Raw genomic sequence first — 22,061 nt, forward strand, 5'->3', positions numbered from 1 at the left:
GGGCCGGCGCGCGATGAGTTCCGCACCCGGCGCCCGTCGGAACCGGTGGGCGGTCGACCGGCCGCCCGCGAGACCCTGCGAAGGAGACGACGATGCGCGCGATCGTGCCCAGCCTGTGGTTCGACGGCAACCTCGAGGAGGCCATCACCTTCTACTCGAGCGTCTTCCCCGACGCGAAGGTCGGCGAGGTGTTCCGCCAGCCCGACGGCACCGCCGTGTCGGCGGACTTCGAGCTCGCCGGCCAGCGGTTCGACGCCATCAACGGCGGTCCGCAGTTCCCCTTCACCGAGGCGGTGTCGTTCGTCGTCGAGTGCGAGTCCCAGGACGAGGTCGACGAGTACTGGGCGGCGCTCACCGACGGCGGCCAGGAGTCGCAGTGCGGCTGGCTCAAGGACCGGTTCGGGCTGTCGTGGCAAGTCGTGCCGCTCGAGTTCCTCGCGATGCTGCAGGACCCCGACCCGGCGCGCGTGCAGCGCGTCGTGGACGTGATGATGACGCAGTCCAAGCTCGACCTGGTGCCGTTGCGCGCCGCCTACGAGGGCTGAGCCGGGTCAGGCCGCGTCGGGCAGGGACGGCCCGGGGCCGCGTTTCACGGGTTGAGGCCGAGGACCGTCACACCGCGCGCCCGAGCGGCGTTCGCCAGGCGGGAGTCGAAGGTGGCGAGAGGGACACCGAGGAGCTCGGCGAGCGCGAGCACGCAGGCGTCGGGCATCTTCAGCGCGGCGGTGGCACGGACGAGCGCGAGGTCGTCGGGCGTGGGCTCGCCCTGCGCGGAGAGGCCGAACCCGGCCGCCTCCAGGCGGTGACGTGCCTGTGCCTGGGCGCCTGCTCGCGCCGGACCGACCAGCACCTCGGCGAGGGTGAGGGAGTGGAGGACGATCCCGTGCTGTCCGTGCTCGAGGACGAGCGACGTCGCCTCGGTGTGGTGCACGTCGGAAGGGTTGGACGCAGCGATCACGACGTTCGCGTCGGCGACGATCACTCGTCCCAGCCCGCCCGGACGTCGTCGAGGTAGTCGGGCGCCGCGTAGTGCTCCGAGAGCGTCGTGAGCGCCGCCACTGCCCGGCGGCGCTCGGCCTCGGCGACGTCGTCCTCGTGCTCGAGGGCCGAGGCTCCCTCCTCGATCAGGTGGGTGAGGAGTCGCGTCGCGGGCTCACCGGGCCACCGGCGTCGGGCGACCGCCAGCGCGCGGGCGACGGCGTCCGTCTCCGTGATCGCGTGGCGCGGCTTGAGCGTGGGCATGGATCGAGAGTAACACCGAGAGTTCTGGTGTCACACCGGATCGCGGGACTTCCGCTGGGCGGGGCGCCGGGGATTCGTGGCGCTCGTCGGCAGGGCCAGGAGTCAGTCAGGATCTCTGGCGCTACCGCGCTCCGCCCGGGCGTCGCAGCGCGACGAGCTCGCCGATGAGGCCGAGGAGGTCGTCCACGTCGTCGCCGGGGCGGGGGCCGCGGAAGGCGAGATCCTCGCCCGGGGTGCCGTCGCCGTCGTCCCCCTCGTCGCCGCCCGTGACGCGGCCGAGCACGTCGCTGCTCAGCGCGGCGTGCGCGTAGAGGCCGTCGCTGAGCAGGACGATCGCGTGGGCGACGACGGGGTCGCCGACCTCGTCGAGCACGGCGCGGGTCCACGCGTCGTGCGCGCCGTCGAGCGCGGCACGGGCGCGCGGGTACGACCCCTGCGCGAGCCGGGACACGGCGAGGTAGACGAGCTCGAACTCCGTGTCGACGAGCGTCGAGGTGCGGATGAGGTAGTCGACGGCCCCCGCGGGGGCGGCGCGCATGGCCTCCACGTCGGCGGCGGTGAGCTCCCGGAGGTGCTCGGTGAGGCCGTCGGCGAGCGCGTCCTTGGAGCCGAAGTGGTAGAGCAGCCCGCCCTTCGACACCCCGGCGCGCTCGGCGACCGCCTCGAGCGTGGCGGCGCGCTCGCCCTGCTCGACGAGCAGGGACGCGAACGCCCGCAGGACCTTGGCGCGAGCAGCGGGGGGCGGCGGCATGGCACCGAGGGTAGTCGGCCCGCGCGGACCCGCAGGCCGGTGGGCGGCGAGCCCGCGGCCGGCGCGGGGACGCCGAACGGGGGAGGCGACGCGGTGCGGAGCGTCACAATCGCGGGCGGGATGACGGTGGCCTGTCTCGTCGTTACTATACCGTCTGGACGGTCTGGAAGTTCGGCGCCACCGCGTCGCCCCGGCCGCCCGGAAGACGTGGAAGGACCCTCGCCGTGACGACCCCCGTGACGACGACCCCGACCGGGATCGCCGCCCAGCACGAGCCCGCGACGCGCGGACCCGCGCGCGGCGCCGCCGGCCGTTGGTTCGCGCTCGCCGTGCTCATGCTCCCGGTGCTGCTCGTGTCGGTCGACAACACCGTGCTCAGCTTCGCGCTGCCCCAGATCTCCGAGTCGCTGCGCCCTACCGGGACGCAGCTGCTGTGGATCATCGACATCTACCCGCTCGTGCTCGCCGGCCTGCTCGTGCCGATGGGCTCGTTCGCCGACCGCGTCGGCCGCCGTCGGCTGCTCCTCACCGGCGCGGTGGGCTTCGCCGCCGTCTCCGTGGTCGCGGCCTACGCGCCCAGCGCCGGCGCACTCGTCGCGTCGCGCGCCGCGCTCGGCTTCTTCGGCGCCATGCTCATGCCGTCGACGCTCTCGATCCTGCGCAACGTCTTCACCGACCGCGAGGAGCGCCGGCTCGCCATCGCCGTCTGGGCCGCCGGGTTCGCGGCCGGGTCCGCGCTCGGGCCGATCGTCGGCGGCTTCCTCCTCGAGCACTTCTGGTGGGGCTCGGTCTTCCTCCTCGCCGTCCCGGTGCTCGTGCTGCTGCTCGCGCTCGCGCCGTTCTTCGTGCCCGAGTCGCGCGACCCCGCGCCGGGCCGGATCGACGTCCTGTCGATCGTGCTTGTCATGGCGACCATGACGCCGGTCGTCTACGGCATCAAGACCTTCGCGAAGTCCGGCCCGAGCGTGGTCGCGCTCGTGAGCGTCGCCGTCGGGCTCGCCGCGGGCGTGCTGTTCGTGCGCCGTCAGCTCCACCGGTCCGACCCCATGATCGACGTGCGCCTGTTCACGCGCGGTGCCTTCAGCGGCGCGGTGCTCGTCAACCTGCTGTCCGTGTTCTCGCTCGTCGGCTTCCTGTTCTTCGTGTCGCAGGACGTCCAGCTCGTGCTCGGGCTCGGCCCGATGCAGGCGGGCGTCGCGCTCCTGCCGGGGCTGGTCGTCATGATCGTCGCCGGGCTCGGCGTCGTCCGGGTGGTGCGGCGCGTGCGCTCGGCGCACGTCGTCGCCGTCGCGCTGCTGTTCTCCGCGACGGGCTACGCGATCGTCGCCGCGGGCGCCGGGCAGAGCACGCTCGCCCTGCTCATGGTCGCGTTCGTCGTGCTCTCGCTCGGCGTGGGCGCGGCCGAGACCGTGTCGAACGACCTCATCGTGTCGTCCGTCCCCGCCGCGAAGGCGGGTGCCGCGTCGGCGATCTCCGAGACCGCGTACGAGGTGGGCGCCGTGCTCGGCACGGCCGCCCTGGGGAGCATCCTCACGGCGTCGTACCACGCGAACGTCGTGGTCCCGGCGGGCGTCCCCGCGGCCGACGCCGTCGCTGCGGCCGAGACGCTGGGCGGCGCGACCCAGGTCGCCTCGACCCTGCCTGCCGGGCAGGCGCAGGCGCTGCTCGACTCCGCGCACGCCGCGTTCGGCAGCGGCGTCGGCACGACGTCGCTCATCGGCGTGGTGCTCATGCTCGTCGCCGCGGGCGTGGCGCTCGTCACGCTCCGCGGCGCCAGGTCCTGACGCCGCGCCGCTCCGTGCGCCCCGCCGGTCCCGACCGGCGGGGCGCACGGCGCCCGCGGTTGGCGGTGGAGCGCCGGATCGGCAAGGCTGTGCGGTGATGAGCCGTCCGCACCGCACCCCGCCCCGCTGGGTCCGCTGGACCCTCGGCATCCTGCTCGCCCTCGTGCCGTGCGTCGTGTGGGGGGTCACGACGGCGACGGCCGAGCGCAGCCTCGGCCCGCACGAGGCGCTGTACGAGGTCACGACGAACGGCCTCGTCACCGTCGACCTCGGCCCGCTCGGGACCATCCAGATCGACTCGCCGCTGCCGCTCGGCCTGGGCGCCGACGTCACGGTCGAGGAGATCCCCGCCGACCTCACGGCCGTGGGGCAGGCGGACACGCTCGAGGGCCTGTCCCAGGACCTCGAGGACTACCTGCGCTTCTTCGGCGGCCCGCAGGAGACGATCGGCTCCGTCGCGCGCGCCCTCGTCGTCGACGCGCTGCGCCGCACGGGGTTCGCGGTCCTCGTCGTCGCGGCCGTCGGTGCCGGTCTCTACCTCCTGCTCGGTCCGCCGCGCCGACGCGAGCTCAGCGAGCGGGTCGCGCCGCGGACGTACGAGATCACCGCGGGCGTCGTGCTCGTCTCGCTCGTCGGTGCGTCGCTCGTCGCGAGCGACCCGGGCACGACGTCCGGGCCGGCCCAGCGCGCGTCCGCGGTGTTCGACGGGACCCCGCTCGAGGGCGCGCGCATCACCGGACGGCTCGCGGGCGTCGTCGACACCTACGGCGCGATGCTCATCGACCTCTACCGCGAGAACGAGGACTTCTACGCGCGCGCGGACGCCAACCTCGTCGCAGCCTGGGACCGGCGCGACCGGATCCAGCGCCTCACCGCACCGCGGCCCGCCGCGGCGGCCACGTCCGACGACCGGCCGTCCGGCGAGCCGTCCGACGGTGCGTCGCCCGACGCCCCCGACGCGACGGGTGACGCCCCGGACGCGACGGACGCGCCGTCGTCGGGCGCCGACGACGCGCCCGACGCGGGCGCCGAGGAGCCCGGCGCGCCCGACGGCGCGTCCGACACCGAGGACGGCGACGAGGCGCGCGACGCGCCGACGCCGCAGCCCGCCCCCGCGGCGGAGGAGGACCTCGTCACGCTCCTCGTGGTGAGCGACCTGCACTGCAACACCGGCATGTCCCCGCTCATCCGGACCGCGGTGGAGCGGTCGGGTGCGTCGGTCGTCCTCAACGCCGGCGACACGACGATGAACGGCACGGCCGTCGAGTCGTTCTGCGTCGACTCGTTCGCGTCCGCGGTGCCGAAGGGCGTGACGATGGTCGTCGCCGACGGGAACCACGACAGCGTCGAGACCTCGGCGCAGGAGCGCGCGAACGGCCAGACCGTGCTGGACGGCAAGGTCGTGGAGGTCGAGGGGATCCGCATCCTCGGCGACCGCGACCCGCTCGAGACGCGGCTCGGGCTCGGCAGCCAGCCGCCCCGCGAGGAGACGCCGGAGGAGTACGCGGCCCGGCTCGCCGAGGTCGCGTGCACCGAGCAGGAGGACGGGGACGGCATCGACCTCCTCCTCATCCACACGCCCCGCATGGGGAACGAGGCGCTCGACTCCGGCTGCGTCCCGAACCAGGTCTCGGGGCACATGCACACCCGGTCCGGGCCGGAGCGCACGGGCGGCGGCGTCCGGTACGTGAGCGGGAGCACCGCGGGCGCGGTCAAGGACCAGCTCCGCATCGGCCCCCTCAAGGGCACCGCGGAGATGACGGTGCTGCGCTTCGACCCCGAGCGACGGCGCATCGTCGACTGGCAGCTCGTGCAGATCGGGACGGACGAGTCCGCGAAGGTCTGGCCGCGGATCGCGTGGCCCACGCCGTCCGGGGAGCCGGTCGTCGAGGAGCCCGACGAGGTCGGTACCGAGGACGGCACCGAGGGCGACCTGCCCGGCGGCGACGCACCCGCGGGCGCCTCGGTCGGGGACGAGCCCGAGGGCGAGGGCTGAGCCGCTGCGCGTCGGTGCTCGCCGCGCGCTGCCCGGCACGGCAGGATGGGCGTATGAGCAGGTCGACGCGCTGGATCGTCGTGTCGGTGGTCCTCGCGCTCGTCGTGGTGCTCCTCGCCCCGTTCGTGTACTCCGAGGTGCAGGAGGGTCGCACGCCGCCCCCGCTGGGTCTGCAGTCGCCGGGGGAGGAGACGGCGTCCGCCGCTCCCGCCGAGCCGGGGCCCTTCGACGTGGACGGGGAGTGGGTCGTCGCGCCGGGCTCCGAGGCGGGCTTCCGCGCGGACGTCCTCGACGTCCCGGCGGAGGAGGCGGTGCTCCTCGGCACCACGCCGGACGTCACCGGCACGCTGCGCGTCGTGGACGGCGAGCTGGAGACCGCGACGGTGACCGTCGCGACGACCGCGCTCCGCACCGGGTCGTCCGTGGCGGACCGCCAGCTCCAGCAGGCGCTCGAGGCGGACCTGTACCCGACCACGCTCTTCTCCCTCACGTCGCCGCTCGACGTGAGCGAGCTGGCGTCCACCCGGGAGGCGGTCCGGCTCCAGGCCGCAGGGGCGCTGACGATCCGCGACGAGACCCAGCCCGTGACGGTCGCGCTCGACGTCCGCCGGTCGGGCCAGGGGGTGCTCGCGACCGGGGCGATCGGTGTGCGCTTCTCCGACTTCGGGATCGCGGTGCCGCCCGACGCCCCCGTGCAGGTGCGCGACCAGGGCGCGGTGGAGGTGCGGCTCGAGCTCGTCCGGTCCGCGACCCCCTGAGCCCCCGCCTGACCTGGTGACCTAGGGTGGTCGGGTGGACCACCCGACCGACCTGACGCCCGTCGCCCAGGACTACCTCAAGGTCGTCTGGGCCGCTCAGGAGTGGGCGGACGAGCGCGTGACGACGAAGCTCCTCGCCGAGCGGATCGGCGTCGGGGCGTCCACGGTCTCCGAGACGGTCCGGCGGCTCAGCGCGCAGGGCCTGCTGGAGCACGCGCCGTACGGCGCGATCACGCTCACCGAGCGCGGCCGCAGCCTCGCGCTCGCGATGGTGCGCCGCCACCGGCTCCTCGAGACGTACCTGGTGTCCGAGCTCGGCTACGGGTGGGACGAGGTCCACGACGAGGCGGAGGTGCTCGAGCACGCGGTCTCCGACCTGCTCATCGAGCGCATCGACGCGCGCCTCGGGCACCCCACGCGCGACCCGCACGGCGACCCGATCCCCGGCGCCGACGGTTCCGTCGTCCGCCCCCCCGCGGTCCCGCTCGCGGAGCTCGTCGTGGGGGACCGCGGCACCGTGGTGCGGATCTCCGACGCCGACCCGGACGTGCTGCGCTACCTCGCCGAGATCGGCGTCGGCCTCGACACGGGGGTCGAGGTCCGCGAGCGCCGCGAGTACGCGGGCATCCTCTCGGTCGTCTGGTCGCCGCCCGCGGAGGGTGTCGCACCGGCGCCGGACGCTCGCCCGGCGCCGCCCGCCCAGCTCGGCCTGCGCGCTGCGGACCACGTGTGGGTCGTGCGCGCGGAGCCCGTCTCCGCCTAGACTGGCCGCCTGCCCCGACTTCTCGTCGCCGATGTCGCCGACCTGGCTCGAATCGATTCGACACCCGGTCCGAGCCGCTCGACCGCCCCGCCCGACCGACGCACGAGGACACCATGACCGACGCCACCCCGCCCGCACCGCCGTCGGACGACCCCACGCCCCGCGACACCGGCCGCTTGCGCGGCGCCTGGCCCGCGCTGCTCGCGCTCGCGATGGGCGGCTTCACCATCGGGACGACCGAGTTCGCGACCATGGGGCTCCTGTCCGACATCGCGACCGACCTCGGCACGTCCATCCCGACCGCGGGTCACGCGATCACGGCGTACGCCGTCGGGGTCGTCGTGGGCGCGCCGCTCCTCACCGTCGCCGCGGCACGCGTGCCGCGCAAGACGCTCCTCGTCGCGCTCATGGCGTTCTACACGCTCGGGAACCTCTTCTCCGCCACCGCGGGGAGCATCGAGACCCTCGTCGCCGGTCGCTTCCTCGCCGGGCTGCCCCACGGCGCGTTCTTCGGCGTCGGGGCGGCGGTGGGCGCGGCCGTCGCCGGTCCCGGCCGCCGCGGCCGCGCCGTCGCGACGATGATGGCCGGCCTGACGATCGCCAACGTCGTCGGCGTGCCCCTCTCCACGTTCGCCGGGCAGCAGCTCGGCTGGCGGGCCGCGTTCGTCGTGGTCGGCGCGCTCGGGCTCGTGACGCTCCTCGCGCTGTGGCGGCTGATCCCCGCCGGGGCGGGCAACGAGGACACGAGCGTGCGGCGCGAGCTCGGCGCCCTGCGCAACGGCCCGCTGTGGACCGGTTTCGTGGGGGCCGCGATCGGGTTCGGCGGCATGTTCGCCGTGTACTCCTATGTCGAGCCGACCGTCACGCGCGTCACCGGGCTCGCGTCCGGTGCGGTGCCGCTCGTGCTCGCGATCTTCGGCGTCGGCATGACCGTCGGGACGGTGATCGGCGGCCGGCTCGCCGACCGCTCGGTGATGCGCACCGTGTACCTCGGGTTCGTGTCGACCGGGGCGATGCTCGCGCTCTTCGCGCTCACGGGGCAGCACCCCGTCCCGGCGGTGCTGTCGCTGTTCCTCCTCGGCGTGACGTCGCAGATCCTCGGCCTGTCGCTCCAGACGCGGCTCATGGACCTGTCGCCGTCCGCGCCGTCGCTCGGCGCGGCGCTGTGCCACTCCGCGCTCAACGTCGGCAACGCCAACGGGGCGTTCCTCGGCGGGCTCGTCATCGCCGCCGGCTGGGGCTACCTCGCCCCCGCCTGGACGGGGGTCGTGCTCACGGTGGCCGGCCTGGCCATCATCCTCGTCGTCGGGCGCCGCCCCGCGGGCGTCGTCGTCGCCACGCTGCCCGACGGCGCGCGCTCGCCCTCCGCGGCCGCCGCGCCGCCGCGGTAGTCCCCGCCTCGCTCCAGGTCGCGCGCGTGCGGAGGTCCGGCGGCTCCCAGCCGGGTCCCAGCGGGGCGCGGTAGGTTGTGCCGTGCGTGCACCGCCGTGCGCGCCGTCACGTCCGGCGCGAGCCGGTGACCCACGAGGAGCGTCCCCGTGAGCAAGAGCGCCACCGCCGGTGCGAACGTGTCCGCCGAGCCCGACGACGAGCTGCTGCCCACGTCCGGCCCTCGCCCGATCAGCCCGCGCACGATGGGCTGGCTGCTCGTCGTGCTGGGCGCGATCGGCCTCGCCGGCTCGGCGGCGCTCGCGATCGAGAAGTACCTCAAGCTCGCCGACCCGAGCCACGTCGCCTCGTGCAGCGTCAACGCCCTGCTCGACTGCGGCGACGCGATGGACTCGTGGCAGGGCGCGCTCCTGGGCTTCCCCAACCCGCTGCTCGGCATCGCGGCGTTCCCCGTGGTCATCACCACGGGCGTCGTCCTGCTCGCGGGCGCCCGCCTGCCGCGCTGGTACTGGCTCGCGCTCCTCGCGGGGACGACGCTCGGCATGGGCCTGATCGTCTTCCTCATGTGGACGACGATGTACGCGATCTCCGCGATGTGCCCCTACTGCATGGTCGTGTGGTTCGCCATGATCCCGCTGTTCTGGTACCAGGTGGTCCACGCGGTGCAGGAGGGCTACCTGCCCGCCGGGGCCGGCGTGCGCCGCGCGCTCGTGGGCAACCGGCACCTGTTCCTGGCGATCGGCTACGTCGCGCTCGTCGCGTGGATCCTGCTGGTCAAGGGCCCCATCATCGTCTCGTTGTTCTGACGGTCGTCCCTCGGCCGGTGGTGCCGGGCCGGGGTGTCGGGTCGCGTCAGCGCCAGGCGGGCTGGTCCGGCGCGGCGTCCTGCGGGAAGGCCTGGCCGCCCGGCTGCGGGGCGGACGGCGCGCCCTGGGCCTGGTGGGCGGACTGCGCCGTCGCGCCGGGCTGGCCCGCGGCGAGCGGGCTGACGACGACGGCCGTGCCGTACGCGCACACCTCGGAGAAGGACGCCGCGATCTCGCCCGTGTCGAAGCGCATCCCGACGACGGCGTTGGCCCCGCGGCGCTGCGCCTCCTGCACCATGCGGTGCATGACCTCCTGCCGCGACTCGTAGACGAGCTGCGTGTACTCCTTGACCTCCCCGCCGCCGATCGAGCGGAAGGACGCGACGAAGTTCGCCCCGAGGTTGGCGCTGCGCACGGTCATGCCCATGACCTCGCCGAGCACCGCGTCGATGCGGTAGCCGGGCACGTCGTTGGTCGTCACGATGATCACGCCGCACATCCTCGCACGGGGCGGACGGCCGCCGTCGGGCCGCGCGGCGGCCGGTAAACTCGGCCGGGTGACCACGCCTGACACGACCTCGATCCCGCACGCCCCGGACGCCCCCGCCGCGGGCGGCCCCGCCCACCGCTACACGCCGGCGCTCGCGGAGCAGATCGAGCTCAAGTGGCAGGAGCTCTGGGAGCAGCGCGGCACGTTCTGGGCCGCGAACCCCACCGGCGACCTCACGGACGGCGACGGCGACCGGCCCCAGGGCGCGAGCCCCTACTTCATCATGGACATGTTCCCGTACCCGTCGGGCGCGGGCCTGCACGTCGGGCACCCCCTGGGGTACATCGCGACGGACGTCGTGGGCCGGTTCCGGCGCATGCGCGGCGAGAACGTGCTGCACGCCCTCGGCTACGACGCGTTCGGCCTGCCCGCCGAGCAGTACGCGGTGCAGACGGGACAGCACCCCCGCGTGACCACCGAGGCGAACATCGCCAACATGCGTCGGCAGCTGCGCCGCCTCGGGCTCGCGCACGACTCGCGCCGCTCGTTCGCGACGATCGACCCCGAGTACGTGCGCTGGACGCAGTGGATCTTCCTGCAGATCTTCGACTCCTGGTACGACCCCGAGGCCCTGCGTCCCGACGGCGGTCGTGGTCGCGCGCGCCGCATCGCCGAGCTCGAGGCCGAGCTCGCGTCGGGCGCGCGGCCGGTGCCGGGCGGCGTCGAGGACGTCGAGGAGGGTGCGGACTGGGCGACGCTCACGCCCCAGCAGCGCCGGGCCGTCGTCGACTCGCAGCGTCTCGCGTACGTGGACGAGTCGCCGGTGAACTGGGCCCCCGGCCTGGGCACGGTCCTCGCGAACGAGGAGGTCACCGCCGACGGCCGCTCCGAGCGCGGCAACTTCCCCGTGTTCCAGCGCAGCCTGCGGCAGTGGAAGATGCGCATCACGGCGTACGCCGACCGCCTCGCGGACGACCTGGACCTCATCGACTGGCCCGAGAAGGTCACCGCGATGCAGCGCAACTGGATCGGGCGCAGCGAGGGCGCGCTCGTGCGGTTCCCCGTGCTCGGCACGCCCGACGGCGCGAACGACGCCGCGGCGGAGTCCGGCGCCGAGGTCGAGGTCTTCACGACGCGCCCCGACACGCTGTTCGGCGCGACGTTCATGGTCGTCTCGCCCGAGCACCCGCTGCTCGACGAGGTCCCTGCGCACTGGCCGGACGGCACGTCGAGCGCGTGGACGGGCGGGCACCGCTCGCCGGTCGAGGCCGTCGCGGCGTACCGGCGCGAGGCCGCCGCGAAGACCGCCGTCGAGCGGCAGGCCGACGCGGGCAAGAAGACGGGCGTGTTCACGGGGCACCTCGCGGTGAACCCGGTGAACGGTCTGGCGATCCCGGTCTTCACCGCCGACTACGTGCTCATGGGCTACGGCACGGGCGCGATCATGGCCGTCCCCGGCGGCGACGAGCGCGACTTCGCGTTCGCCGAGGCGTTCGGGCTGCCGGTCGTGCGCACGGTCGAGCCCGCGGACGGGCTGCCGGAGGACTTCACCGGCCCGTACACGGGCGACGGCGTGGTCGTCGGCTCGGCCAACGACGAGATCTCGCTCGACGGGCTCGACGTGCCCGAGGCGAAGCGCCGCATCACCGAGTGGCTCGTGGGCAAGGGCATCGGCGAGGGCACCACGACGTACCGCCTGCGCGACTGGCTGTTCAGCCGCCAGCGCTACTGGGGCGAGCCGTTCCCCATCGTGTGGGACGAGAACGACCAGCCCGTCGCGATCCCCGACGCGCTGCTGCCCGTCGACCTGCCGGACGTCCCCGACTACGCGCCCCGCACGTTCGACGCGGACGACGCCGACTCGTCGCCCGAGGCGCCGCTGGGCCGCAACGACGAGTGGGTCAACGTCACGCTCGACCTCGGCGACGGGCCGAAGCAGTACCGCCGCGACACGAACACGATGCCCAACTGGGCCGGGTCGTGCTGGTACTACCTGCGCTACCTCGACCCGCAGTGGGACGGCGGCGAGCAGGACACGGTCGTCGACGCGGAGCTCGAGCGCTACTGGATGGGCCCGGAGCACAACCCGAGCGCGGGCCGCGCCGGCGGCGTGGACCTGTACGTGGGCGGTGTCGAGCACGCCGTGCTGCACCTGCTCTACGCGCGGTTCTGGCACAAGGTCCTCTACGACCTGGGCCACGTGTCGAGCGTCGAGCCGTTCCACAAGCTGTTCAACCAGGGCTACGTCCAGGCGTACGCGTTCACCGACGCGCGCGGCCAGTACGTGCCCGCCACGGAGGTCACGGAGGAGCCCGCGCCCGACGGCTCGGGCGAGGTCGTGTACCGCTGGAACGGCGAGGTCGTGCAGCGCGAGTACGGGAAGATGGGCAAGTCGCTCAAGAACGTCGTCACGCCCGACGAGATGTACGCCGAGTACGGTGCCGACACGTTCCGCGTCTACGAGATGTCGATGGGCCCGCTGGACCTGTCGCGCCCGTGGGAGACGCGCGCCGTCGTCGGGTCGCAGCGCTTCCTGCAGCGCCTGTGGCGCAACGTCGTCTCCGAGGAGACGGGCGAGGTGACGGTCGTCGACGAGCCGGCGTCGCCCGAGACCCTGCGCGCCGTGCACCGTGCGATCGCGGACGTGCGCGTCGAGATGGAGCACATGCGCCCGAACACGGCCATCGCGAAGCTCATCACGCTGAACAACCACCTCACGTCGCTCGACCGCGTGCCGCGCGAGGCCGTCGAGCCGCTCGTGCTCATGACCGCGCCCGTCGCGCCGCACATCGCGGAGGAGCTGTGGGAGCGCCTGGGGCACGACCGCTCGCTCGCGCACGAGCCCTTCCCGACGGCGGACGAGCGCTACCTCGTCGAGGACACCGTGACGTGCATCGTGCAGGTCAAGGGCAAGGTCCGCGGGCGGGTCGAAGTGCCGCCGTCGATCTCGGAGGAGGACCTCACGGCCGCCGCGCTCGCCGAGCCGAACGTCGTGCGCGCGATCGACGGCGCCGAGGTCCGCAAGGTGATCGTCCGCGCCCCGAAGCTGGTCAACATCGTCGTCTGACGACCCGACACGCTGACTGCGGGAGATCGTCGCGTCCGAGGCCCTCAGGCGCGACGATCTCGTGCACTCAGCGGGTGCCCGCGGTGCGGGGTCAGCGGCGGCGGGTGCCGAAGATGGTGCGGGTGAGCTCGCGGCCGAGCTGGGTGCCCGCCGAGCGGAGGAACGAGTCGAGCGGGCTCGACGACCGCGAGCGTGACGACCCCGACGACGGCGGGCGCCCCGTCGCGGCCTCGCGCTCGAGCTTCGCCCGCATCTTCTCGAGCTCCGCCTGCTCCTTCTTCGCCGCGCGCTCGGCCTCCTTGGCGGCCTCCTTCGCCGCCCTCTCCTGCGCGGCGGCCTCGACCTCGGCGGCCTCCGCGGCGGCGCGCGCCGCCGCCTGCTCCTGGACGCGCACCTGGAGGAGCTCGAACGCGGACTCGGCGTCGACGGCGGTGCCGTACCGGGCCGTCGCGGGCGACGCCGCCACGATGCCCTCGAGCACGGACGCCGGCGCGGGGTCCATCGACGACTGCGGCGCGCGGACCCGCGTCCACGCCACCGGGGCCGGCGCGCCCTTCTCGGTGAGCACCGTGACGACGGCCTCGCCCGTCCCGAGCGACTGCAGCAGCCGCTCGAGGTCGTACGGCGACGTGGGATAGGTGCGTACGGCCGCCCGCAGGGCCGCGGCGTCGTCGGGCGTGAAGGCGCGCAGCGCGTGCTGGACGCGGTTCCCGAGCTGCGCGAGCACGTCGGCGGGGACGTCCTTCGGGCTCTGCGTCACGAAGAACACGCCGACGCCCTTGGACCGCACCAGGCGCACCGTCTGCACGACCTGCTGGAGGAACTCCTTCGACGCGCCCGTGAACAGCAGGTGCGCCTCGTCGAAGAAGAACACGAGCCGCGGCTTCTCGACGTCGCCCACCTCGGGCAGCTCCTGGAAGAGGTCGGCGAGCAGCCACATGAGGAACGTGGAGAACAGCGCCGGGCGGTCCTGCACCGCGGGGAGCTCGAGCACGGAGACGACGCCCCGCCCGTCGGCCGTCGTCCGCAGCAGCTCCGCCGTCGCGAACGCCGGCTCGCCGAAGAACACGTCCGCGCCCTGCGCCTGGAGCGCGACGATCTCGCGCAGGATCACGCCGGCCGTCGCGGTCGACACGCCGCCGATGCCCCGGAGCTCGGCCTTGCCCTCGTCGGACGTCAGGTACGCGAGCGTCGCCTGGAGGTCCTTGAGGTCGAGCAGCGCGAGACCCTGCGCGTCCGCCCAGTGGAAGACGAGGCCGAGGCTCGACTCCTGCGTCTCGTTGAGGCCGAGCACCTTGGCGAGCAGGAGCGGGCCGAAGTCCGTCACGGTGGTCCGGATCGGCACCCCGGTGCCGAGGCCGCCGAGCGAGTACACCTCGACGGGGTACGCCGTCGGGCTCCAGTCCTGGCCGATCGACGCCGAGCGCTCCACGATCTTCGCGGACGACGTCCCCGCGACGGCGAGCCCCGACAGGTCGCCCTTGACGTCGGCGAGGAACACCGGGACGCCCGCCGCCGACAGGCCCTCCGCCATGCCCTGCAGCGTCTTCGTCTTGCCGGTCCCCGTCGCGCCCGCCACCAGCCCGTGCCGGTTGAGCATCGAGAGCGCGAACCCCACCTGGACGTCGGCGCGGGGGGACGGGTCGCCACCCTCCGCGCCCTCCAGCAGCGCGCCGAGCGGGAGCGTGCCACCGGCGTACGCGTAGCCCGCCGCCACCTGCGCGGCGTACCCGTCGCCGGGGGACGACGGCGCGTCCTGGGCGGGGCCGGTCGGCGCCGGCTCCGGCGGTGCGTCCGTCGGGGACGGCTCGGCCGCGGGAGCGTCCCCGGGCGTCGCGTCGGCAGGGGTCGCGTCGGTCGGGGGAGCGGAGGCCGGGGGAGCGGGGGCGTCCCGCTCGGGGGCGTCGCCGCGCGCCGCCGCCTCGGCGGCCTCGAGCGCCGCCCGCGCCGCGGCGGCGCGGGCCTCGGCGGCCTCCGCGGCGGCCTGCGCGGCGGCCGCGCGCAGGGCCAGGATCTCCGGGTCGGTCGGTGCGTCGTCGCCCATGCCTCGGATCCTAGGGCGCGGCGCGGGCGGCCGCCCGGCCGCGCCCGGACGGTCGTCACGACCCTCGGGGACCTTCGTCCCCGAGGCGCCCGGCTTTATTGACGATGTGTCAATAGCGGTCCTAGCGTGAAGACGTCCCCCTGACGAAGGAGCTTCCATGAGCGCCACGACACCGACGCGGCGACGTCGGTCCGCACCCGAGGTGCGGGCCGAGGAGATCGTCCGCGCCGCCCGTGAGCCCTTCGTCGAGCGAGGCATCGCGAAGACGTCCACCACGGACGTGGCGGAGCGCGCCGGCGTGGCGCGCGGGCTCGTCTACTACTACTTCGCGGACAAGGACGCGCTCGTCGACGCCGTGCTCGACGAGTACGTCGAGGAGTTCACCACGGCGGTCCGCGCCTGGGACGCCGCTCGCGAGACGGGCGACATCGACACCGCGCTCGTCGACTGCGTGGCGATGTTCCGCACCTACCTGCGCGCGATCGACCCGCTGCGCGACGACCTCCGGCGCCCCGAGAACGGTGGGCTCTACGACCGGTTCCTCGACCGCGCCGTCCGCGCGGTCGTCGCGAGCCTGGAGGCCACCACGGTCGAGGCCTACGCGGCACGGCACCGCGTCCGGATCACGCACGTCGCGGAGACGTTCTACGTGCTCGTCTACGGGCTCGTCGGACTCGTCCGGAGCTCCCCGGACGTGGACGACGCGGTCCTCGCGACGATCGTGCGTCAGACGCTGCACCTGGACGAGGAGAGCTCCTCGGACGGGTGATCCCGGGTCCTCCGGCGCGCCGGGACCCGGAAGCCCTCCGAGCGCGCACCGTCCCCGGGCGGCGTGGGACCGCCCGGTCGTCCCCCAGGAGAAGACGACATGTTCTTGTTCGACTCGATCCCGTGGCAGGCAGCCGTCATGTGGTTCGTCGTGCTGGCCGCGCTCATCGCGCTCAACGAGCTCGTGCGCTGGTCGAAGACCGCGGCCGTCGGGATCTTCGTGGTCCTGCCCGTGGTGCTGACGATCTTCGTCTGGCCGCAGACGGCGGGCGCCGGCTCCTCGACCGGCACGTGGTTCCACTGGGTCAAGGTCTACTCGGCCCTCGCGGGCTGCATCGGCTTCATGCTCCTGCGCTACAGCCCTCGGCTGCGCGCCATGCGGTACGCCCTGCTGTTCCCGCCCGCGATCCTCGGGCTCAACATCCTCGAGGCCGTCATCCGGGACTTCCAGGTCACGGGGATGGACGGCGTGGTCGACGGCGTCGTCATGGTGGGCGGCCCGTGGAACGTCATGAACGGGGTCGCCGGCATCCTCAACCTCGTCACCATCTGCGGGTGGGTCGGGATCTTCGTGACCCGTGACCGGTTCCAGGACATGATCTGGCCCGACATGATGTGGTTCTGGATCATCGCCTACGACCTCTGGAACTTCGCCTACGTCTACAACTGCGTCGGTGACCACGCGTTCTACGCCGGTGCCGCCCTGCTGATCTCGTGCACCATCCCCGCCTTCTTCCTGCGCAAGGGTGCCTGGCTCCAGCACCGTGCCCACACCCTCGCGTTCTGGATGATGTTCACCATGGCCGTCCCGGCGTTCGTCTCCGACTCGCCGTTCGCGGTGCAGTCCTCCCACGACCCGACGGCGCTCTTCGTGGTGAGCCTCGTCTCGCTCCTCGCGAACGTCGCCGTCGCGGTCTACCAGGCGTACGTGATCGTCTCGCGGCGTCGCAACCCGCTGCGCGACGAGCTGTACGTCGACCACGCGTCCTACCGTCGGCTCGCCGCGGAGCGGCCTGCGCCGCGTCCTGCGGAGCAGGCCGTGCCCGCGGGCGTCGCGGCCACCTCGGCCTGACGCACCGGCCACCGGCCCGCGGCGCCGCTCCGGCGTCGCGGGCCGGTCGCGTCCCTGCGTGGCCGGGGTGCGCGACGACGCGTGGTCGCCGTAAGGTGGCGCGGCCATGACCGACCACCGCGTGCACGTCGTCACCGACTCCACGGCCTCCCTGCCCGCAGGATCCGACGAGCGGCTGCGTGCCGTCCCCCTGCACGTCGTCGTCGACGACGAGTCGTACCTGGAGGGCGTCGGCCTCACCGCCGAGGACGTCGCGGCGCACCTCCAGGCCGGTCACCGGGTGACCACCTCGCAGCCGACGCCGCGGGCGTTCGGCGAGGCGTACGCTGCGGCGGCCGCCGCAGGCGCGCGCGAGATCGTCTCCGTCCACCTCTCGGGCGAGCTGTCGGGCACGGTGCACGCGGCGGCGCTCGCAGCCGCCGACGCGCCGGTCCCCGTGCGGGTCGTGGACTCGCGGACCGTCGCGATGGGGCTCGGCTTCGCCGCGCGCGAGGCCGCGGCGGCAGCGGCAGCCGGGGCCGGGACGGACGTGGTCGCGCGGCGGGCGATCGAGGTGGCCGACGCGAGCCGTGCCGTCTTCCTCGTCGACTCGCTCGACCACCTGCGCCGGGGCGGCCGGCTCAGCGCGGCCTCGGCCGCGCTCGGGACGGTGCTGGGCGTCCGTCCGCTGCTGACGGTGCGTGACGGCAGGATCGAGGTCGTGCAGAAGGTCCGGACCCGGTCCGCCGCCGTCGAGCGGCTCACGGCGGTCGCCGTGGAGTCCGCGGCCCGCCGCGCGCGGCCCGCGCTCGCGGTCCACCACGTGGGGGACGACGACGGCGCCGACCGTCTGGCGGTGACGCTCACCGAGCGCACCGGCCTGGACGTCGTCGCGACGCCCGTGAGCGCCGTGCTCGGGGCGCACGTCGGCCCGGGGGTGCTCGCCGTCGTGGTGGCGGACCTCGCCGACCGCGGCTCCGGGGTGGGAGACCTCTCGGCGACGATCTGAGGTCCCCGACGCCAGGGGCGCCGGTGCGTGGCCGTGCACAGCCGCGCACCTGGTCGCCTCCTCCACAGGCCGGGCAGCGGCGTCGGCAGGGTGCACCGGCCGCGCCCTAGCGTCCACGGCGTGAGCACACCTCGGCACGAGCCCCGACAGCACGCCCGCCCCGGCCGCGACCCCGGGAGGGACGGCGCCGTCGTCCGGCAACGCCTGCGGGCGGTGGCCGGGTCCGGGCGGCCCGCCCTCGCGTGGCACCCGGCGACCGCCGCGCTGCCCCGGGTCGACCCGCCGGGCGCGACACCGACGCGAGACGAGCGATGGTCGTGGGAACAGCCGGAGGTGGTGGACGGCCCCGCGCCGGACGCCGTCCCGTCCTGGCACCGGCGCCCCGGAGCGCCGAGCGACCCCGGCTCGCCCGGCGCCCACGGCTGGCTGCCGTCGCGGCCGGAGCCGGAGGAGCGTGCGCCGTCCCTGCCGTCCGAGGTGCCGAAGGCGGACGAGGCCGCCGGTCTCGCCCCCAGCGGGGGTACGGCGTGGTCCGACGACGAGGCGCTCGACACCGTGGCGGACGCCGACGTGGAGGGGGAGGTGGATCGCCTCCGGCGGCGCGCGGCGCAGACCGCGGCGAGCGCGTACACGGCCGCGCACGGGCACCCGACGGCCCACTCCGGGTTCGGTGACCTCGCTGAGGAGGGCGGCAGGCGGTGGGCGCTACGACCGCGGACCGCGGTCGTCACGCTCGTCGTCGTGCTGCTCCTCGCGGCCGGTGTCGTCGTGCTGCGGGCGCCGGCCGGGGGCGTCGAGCCCGTGGCGCGCGTGGGCGCCGCTGCCTCTCCCGCCGCGGCGGCATCGGGCGATGGGGTCGCGGCCGACGCCGACGCGTCGCCCGGCGCGGCGGGTGCGTCGGCCGCCGACGGCGTCGAGGCCCAGCCCGCGCCCGGTCCTGGCGGGGCGGCCGCGGCGCCGGGCGGGGTGGTCGTGCACGTCGTCGGGCAGGTGGCGGCGCCCGGCCTGGTGACCGTCGCGACGGACGCCCGCGTCGCCGACGCGCTCGACGCGGCCGGGGGAGCGACCCCCGACGCCGACCTCGCAGCGCTCAACCTCGCGCGCGCCGTGACCGACGGCGAGCAGATCCACGTCCCTCGGCCGGGCGAGGCGGTCGCCGCACCGCCGTCCGCCGCCCCGGGGGCGGCCTCCGCGGGTACCGGGGGCGCGGGTGGCGCGGTGGTCGACCTCAACGCCGCCGACGCCGCCGCGCTCGACACGCTGCCCGGTATCGGCCCCGTGCTCGCCGAGCGCATCGTCGCGTGGCGCGACGAGAACGGGCCGTTCACCGCCGTCGACGAGCTCGGCGAGGTCAGCGGCATCGGCCCCGCCGTGCTCGAGGACGTGCGCGACCTCGTCCGCGTGTGACCGACCTCCGGCTCGTCCCGGCGGCGCTCGCGGCGTGGGCCACCGGGTTCGTCGCCGTCGGGGCCTCGGCGGCGGACACGCTGCTCGTGGCCCGTGCCACGGCCGTCGTGCTGGGCGTCGTGCTTGTCGCAGGCCTCGTCGCGCTGCGCCGCGCTGCGATCTACTCCAGGGTGTCCGGCGCAGACGCCGTCGCCGCGCCCTGCGGCCCGGAGCCCGGTTCGAGGGCCCGGAGAGCGGACGGACCGCGGCTCGGCCCACCCGTCCGGCCGCGGGCCGGAGTGCCGGTCGGGTCACGGGCCGGGTCACCGATCGGCGTGCGCGTGGTCGGGCAGGTGGTGGTCGTTCTCGCGTGCGTGACCGCCGTCCTCCTCTCGGGCGGGGTCCAGCTCGCCGCGCGGGCCCCGCTCGGGGCGCTGGCTGACGAGCGCGCGACGGCGACCCTCGTCGGGACGGTGCGCTCCGCCGTCGAGCCGCGGACCGACCCGTGGTCGGGATCGACCGACCGGCACGAGGTGCGCGTCACGGTCGATCACCTCACCGCACGCGGTGCCACCGTCCCGGCGGCGGGGCCGGTCGTCGTGGCGGGGGCGGGGGACGGTTGGACCGACCTCGCCTACGGGGCGGACGTCGTGGTCACCGGTCGGCTCGACGTGCACGGGGACCGGACGTTCCTGCGCGCGGACGCCGCGCCGCGCGTCGTCGACGACCCCGACCGGTTCCTCCAGGGCGTGCACACCATGCGGCAGAGCCTGCTCGACGCGACGGACGGGCTCAGCCCGCAGGCACGCGGGCTCGTGCCGGGGGTGGCGGTGGGGGACACCTCGCGGCTCGACCCGGAGCTCGACGAGGCGATGCGCACGACGTCGCTCACGCACGTCACGGCCGTGTCCGGCGGCCACTTCGTCATCGTCGTCGCGTGCGTCGCGGCGCTGTGCGTCCTGCTGCGCGCGCCGCGAGCCGTCCGCGTCGTCGTGACGGGCGCGGTGATGGTCGGGTTCGTGGCGCTGGTCCACCCGGAACCGAGCGTGCTGCGGGCGGCGGCCATGGGGGTGGTCGGGGTGGTGGGCATCGCGCTCGGGCGCCCGTCCCGCGCGGTGGCGGCTCTCGGTGCGGCCGTGGTCGTGCTCCTCGTCGTCGACCCGTGGCTGGCGCGGTCGTACGGCTTCGTCCTCTCCGTCGCCGCGACGGCCGGGCTGGCGCTGCTCACGGCGCCGATCGCCCGGCGTCTGGCGCCGTGGTGCGGGCGGGCGGCCGCGCACGTCGTCGCGGTACCGGTGGCAGCGCAGGCGGCGTGCGCCCCGATCGTCGTGCTGCTCGACCCGAGCGTGAGCACGTGGGCCGTCCCGGCGAACCTCGTGGCGGCGCCGGCACTGGGGCCGGCGACGGTGCTCGGCGTCCTCGCGACCCTCGTCGCGCCGTGGTGGCCCGGTGCCGCGACCGCGCTCGCCTGGACGGCGGGTCTCTTCACGGGCTGGATCGCGGGTGTCGCCCAGGTCTTCGCGGCCACGCCCGGCGCGCGGGCGCCCTGGCCGGGAGGTGTCGGAGGAGCCGCGCTGCTCGCCGCGCCGACCGCCGTCGGGCTCGCCGTGGTCCTCCGCTCGCGCGCCCTGCAGGACGCGGGGGAGCGTCGCACGCTGCGCCGCGCCACGTCGCCGCCGCTGCGGGCGCGCCTCACCGGGCAGTGGCGTCGCGCCACCCGGTCGTCCGGCGTCGGGGACGGTCGCGTCGGACAGGCTGCGGGTTCGCGTCAGGTCCGGTCGCCCCAGGGACAGGGACAGGGACAGGGACAGGGACAGGGACAGGGACGACCGCACGCTCGTGTCCGCGTCGTGGCCGTGGTCGTCGCGGTCGTCGCCATGTGCGTCCTCCTCGTCGTGGTGCTCCGGCCGCTCGGCGTGGCCGCAGGCCCGGTCCCTGCGGACTGGGCGGTCGTGGCGTGCGACGTGGGGCAGGGCGACGCGCTCGTCATCCGCTCCGGGCCGCGCGCTGCGGTGGTCGTGGACGTAGGCCCCGCCGGTGCTGCGGCGGGATCGTGCCTCGACGACCTCGGGGTCGAGCGGGTCGACCTGCTCGTCCTCAGCCACTTCCACGCGGACCACGTCGGCGGTCTGGAGGCGGCGCTCCGCGGCCGAGAGGTCGAGCGCGCGCTCGTGAGCCCGGCCGCGGAGCCCGAGGCGCAGGCCGAGCGCGTGCTGGGGGACCTCGCGGACGCGGGCGTCCCGGTGCAGGTCGCGCGACCGGGCGACGCCGGTGCGGCGGGCCGGGCGGACGGCGGCGGTACCTTCGACGACGGCGTCTCGTGGGAGGTGCTGCAGGCTGGACCGGGCGACGCGAACGACGCGAGCGTGGCGCTCCTCGTCCGGGTGGCGGGACTGGACGTCGTCGCGCTCGGCGACCTGGAGGACGCAGGGCAGGCCTCGCTCGCGCGCACCCTGGACGCGCAGGGCACGGGCCCGGTCGACGTCGTCAAGGTCGCGCACCACGGCTCGGCCACGCAGTCGGACCGCCTCGCGGAGCTCCTGGCACCGACGGTCGCGCTCGTCAGCTCGGGCGAGAACACCTACGGGCACCCCACCGACCGGGCGCTCGACCTCTACCGCGGGGTGGGGGCCACCGTGCTGCGGACCGACGCGTGCGGCACCGTGGCGCTCGTCGTGCGTGACGGCGTCCTCTCCGCCGCGGGGTGCGCGTGACGGTGCCGTGCGCGTCGGACGGCGCGGCGGGTGGGCGGCTCGT

18 protein-coding genes are annotated in these 22,061 nt (G+C 75.0%); 13 read left to right on the top strand and 5 right to left on the bottom strand.

Going from position 1 to position 22,061, the window contains the following annotated elements:
- Positions 1-92 precede the first annotated feature (92 nt).
- Positions 93-545, top strand: coding sequence for a VOC family protein (locus tag ABIE39_RS08885; protein ID WP_175008341.1), 453 nt, complete (start codon positions 93-95; stop codon positions 543-545).
- 44 nt (positions 546-589) lie between these two features.
- Here the strand turns inward: ABIE39_RS08885 and ABIE39_RS08890 are convergent, their stop codons facing one another.
- The 3 genes from ABIE39_RS08890 to ABIE39_RS08900 all read right to left on the bottom strand — a co-directional run bounded on the left by ABIE39_RS08890 (position 590) and on the right by ABIE39_RS08900 (position 1,993).
- The gene (locus ABIE39_RS08890; protein ID WP_222592366.1) at positions 590-982 is read right to left on the bottom strand and encodes a type II toxin-antitoxin system VapC family toxin; all 393 of its coding nucleotides are present in this window, start codon (positions 980-982) and stop codon (positions 590-592) included.
- Complete coding sequence (locus ABIE39_RS08895; RefSeq protein WP_175008343.1) at positions 979-1,242, bottom strand: hypothetical protein; 264 nt, start codon at positions 1,240-1,242, stop codon at positions 979-981. Before ABIE39_RS08895 ends, ABIE39_RS08890 begins: the two co-directional genes overlap by 4 nt.
- Positions 1,243-1,363: 121 nt before the next feature.
- Complete coding sequence (locus ABIE39_RS08900; protein ID WP_228485007.1) at positions 1,364-1,993, bottom strand: TetR/AcrR family transcriptional regulator; 630 nt, start codon at positions 1,991-1,993, stop codon at positions 1,364-1,366.
- 257 nt (positions 1,994-2,250) lie between these two features.
- On the opposite strand from ABIE39_RS08900, the gene ABIE39_RS08905 reads away from it, so the two are divergent.
- From ABIE39_RS08905 to ABIE39_RS08930, 6 genes are all read left to right on the top strand, one after another.
- Positions 2,251-3,777: an MFS transporter gene (locus tag ABIE39_RS08905; RefSeq protein WP_354051528.1), complete on the top strand. Its 1,527-nt coding sequence runs from the start codon at positions 2,251-2,253 to the stop codon at positions 3,775-3,777.
- Positions 3,778-3,874: 97 nt separating this feature from the next.
- On the top strand, positions 3,875-5,773 hold the full coding sequence (locus ABIE39_RS08910; RefSeq protein ID WP_209829681.1) for a metallophosphoesterase family protein: 1,899 nt from the start codon (positions 3,875-3,877) through the stop codon (positions 5,771-5,773).
- Between the two features lie 53 nt (positions 5,774-5,826).
- Complete coding sequence (locus ABIE39_RS08915) at positions 5,827-6,531, top strand: YceI family protein (RefSeq protein WP_175008345.1); 705 nt, start codon at positions 5,827-5,829, stop codon at positions 6,529-6,531.
- Between the two features lie 34 nt (positions 6,532-6,565).
- Positions 6,566-7,294, top strand: a complete 729-nt coding sequence (locus ABIE39_RS08920; RefSeq protein WP_354051397.1) for a metal-dependent transcriptional regulator — start codon at positions 6,566-6,568, stop codon at positions 7,292-7,294.
- 113 nt (positions 7,295-7,407) lie between these two features.
- Entirely contained in the window at positions 7,408-8,685 is a 1,278-nt protein-coding gene (locus ABIE39_RS08925) for an MFS transporter (RefSeq protein WP_354051399.1), read from the top strand.
- Positions 8,686-8,832: 147 nt separating this feature from the next.
- Positions 8,833-9,489, top strand: coding sequence for a vitamin K epoxide reductase family protein (locus tag ABIE39_RS08930; protein ID WP_354051401.1), 657 nt, complete (start codon positions 8,833-8,835; stop codon positions 9,487-9,489).
- A gap of 46 nt (positions 9,490-9,535) precedes the next feature.
- On the opposite strand, the gene ABIE39_RS08935 is transcribed toward ABIE39_RS08930, so the two are convergent.
- A complete protein-coding gene (locus ABIE39_RS08935) occupies positions 9,536-9,979 on the bottom strand; it encodes a heavy metal-binding domain-containing protein (protein ID WP_175008348.1) in 444 nt (147 codons plus the stop codon).
- Between the two features lie 67 nt (positions 9,980-10,046).
- On the opposite strand from ABIE39_RS08935, the gene leuS reads away from it, so the two are divergent.
- Entirely contained in the window at positions 10,047-13,046 is a 3,000-nt protein-coding gene (gene leuS, locus ABIE39_RS08940) for a leucine--tRNA ligase (RefSeq protein ID WP_502914841.1), read from the top strand.
- 91 nt (positions 13,047-13,137) lie between these two features.
- Here leuS and ABIE39_RS08945 read toward each other — a convergent pair whose 3' ends face one another.
- Positions 13,138-15,090, bottom strand: coding sequence for a helicase HerA-like domain-containing protein (locus ABIE39_RS08945; RefSeq protein ID WP_209829679.1), 1,953 nt, complete (start codon positions 15,088-15,090; stop codon positions 13,138-13,140).
- Positions 15,091-15,247: 157 nt separating this feature from the next.
- Here ABIE39_RS08945 and ABIE39_RS08950 point away from each other — a divergent pair, with 157 nt between their 5' ends.
- The 5 genes from ABIE39_RS08950 to ABIE39_RS08970 all read left to right on the top strand — a co-directional run bounded on the left by ABIE39_RS08950 (position 15,248) and on the right by ABIE39_RS08970 (position 22,018).
- On the top strand, positions 15,248-15,859 hold the full coding sequence (locus tag ABIE39_RS08950; RefSeq protein WP_354051404.1) for a TetR/AcrR family transcriptional regulator: 612 nt from the start codon (positions 15,248-15,250) through the stop codon (positions 15,857-15,859).
- A gap of 99 nt (positions 15,860-15,958) precedes the next feature.
- Positions 15,959-16,930 (top strand): DUF5692 family protein, encoded by a 972-nt coding sequence (locus ABIE39_RS08955; protein ID WP_171468086.1) that lies wholly within the window; start codon positions 15,959-15,961, stop codon positions 16,928-16,930.
- Positions 16,931-17,036: 106 nt separating this feature from the next.
- On the top strand, positions 17,037-17,918 hold the full coding sequence (locus tag ABIE39_RS08960) for a DegV family protein (protein ID WP_175008352.1): 882 nt from the start codon (positions 17,037-17,039) through the stop codon (positions 17,916-17,918).
- Between the two features lie 120 nt (positions 17,919-18,038).
- Entirely contained in the window at positions 18,039-19,325 is a 1,287-nt protein-coding gene (locus ABIE39_RS08965; RefSeq protein WP_255437084.1) for a ComEA family DNA-binding protein, read from the top strand.
- 353 nt (positions 19,326-19,678) lie between these two features.
- Positions 19,679-22,018 (top strand): ComEC/Rec2 family competence protein, encoded by a 2,340-nt coding sequence (locus ABIE39_RS08970; RefSeq protein ID WP_354051406.1) that lies wholly within the window; start codon positions 19,679-19,681, stop codon positions 22,016-22,018.
- Positions 22,019-22,061: the final 43 nt, after the last annotated feature.

This window comes from Cellulosimicrobium sp. 4261 (assembly GCF_040546915.1).
Lineage (GTDB): Bacteria > Actinomycetota > Actinomycetes > Actinomycetales > Cellulomonadaceae > Cellulosimicrobium > Cellulosimicrobium cinnabarinum.

Excerpts from the sequence above, each read along its gene's own strand:
- ABIE39_RS08960 (WP_175008352.1), top strand. The coding sequence starts at position 17,037 with ATGACCGACCACCGCGTGCACGTCGTCACCGACTCCACGGCCTCCCTG.
- ABIE39_RS08945 (WP_209829679.1), bottom strand. The coding sequence starts at position 15,090 with ATGGGCGACGACGCACCGACCGACCCGGAGATCCTGGCCCTGCGCGCG.
- ABIE39_RS08885 (WP_175008341.1), top strand. The coding sequence starts at position 93 with ATGCGCGCGATCGTGCCCAGCCTGTGGTTCGACGGCAACCTCGAGGAG.
- ABIE39_RS08925 (WP_354051399.1), top strand. The coding sequence starts at position 7,408 with ATGACCGACGCCACCCCGCCCGCACCGCCGTCGGACGACCCCACGCCC.
- ABIE39_RS08955 (WP_171468086.1), top strand. The coding sequence starts at position 15,959 with ATGTTCTTGTTCGACTCGATCCCGTGGCAGGCAGCCGTCATGTGGTTC.
- ABIE39_RS08915 (WP_175008345.1), top strand. The coding sequence starts at position 5,827 with ATGAGCAGGTCGACGCGCTGGATCGTCGTGTCGGTGGTCCTCGCGCTC.
- ABIE39_RS08910 (WP_209829681.1), top strand. The coding sequence starts at position 3,875 with ATGAGCCGTCCGCACCGCACCCCGCCCCGCTGGGTCCGCTGGACCCTC.
- ABIE39_RS08895 (WP_175008343.1), bottom strand. The coding sequence starts at position 1,242 with ATGCCCACGCTCAAGCCGCGCCACGCGATCACGGAGACGGACGCCGTC.
- ABIE39_RS08900 (WP_228485007.1), bottom strand. The coding sequence starts at position 1,993 with ATGCCGCCGCCCCCCGCTGCTCGCGCCAAGGTCCTGCGGGCGTTCGCG.
- ABIE39_RS08950 (WP_354051404.1), top strand. The coding sequence starts at position 15,248 with ATGAGCGCCACGACACCGACGCGGCGACGTCGGTCCGCACCCGAGGTG.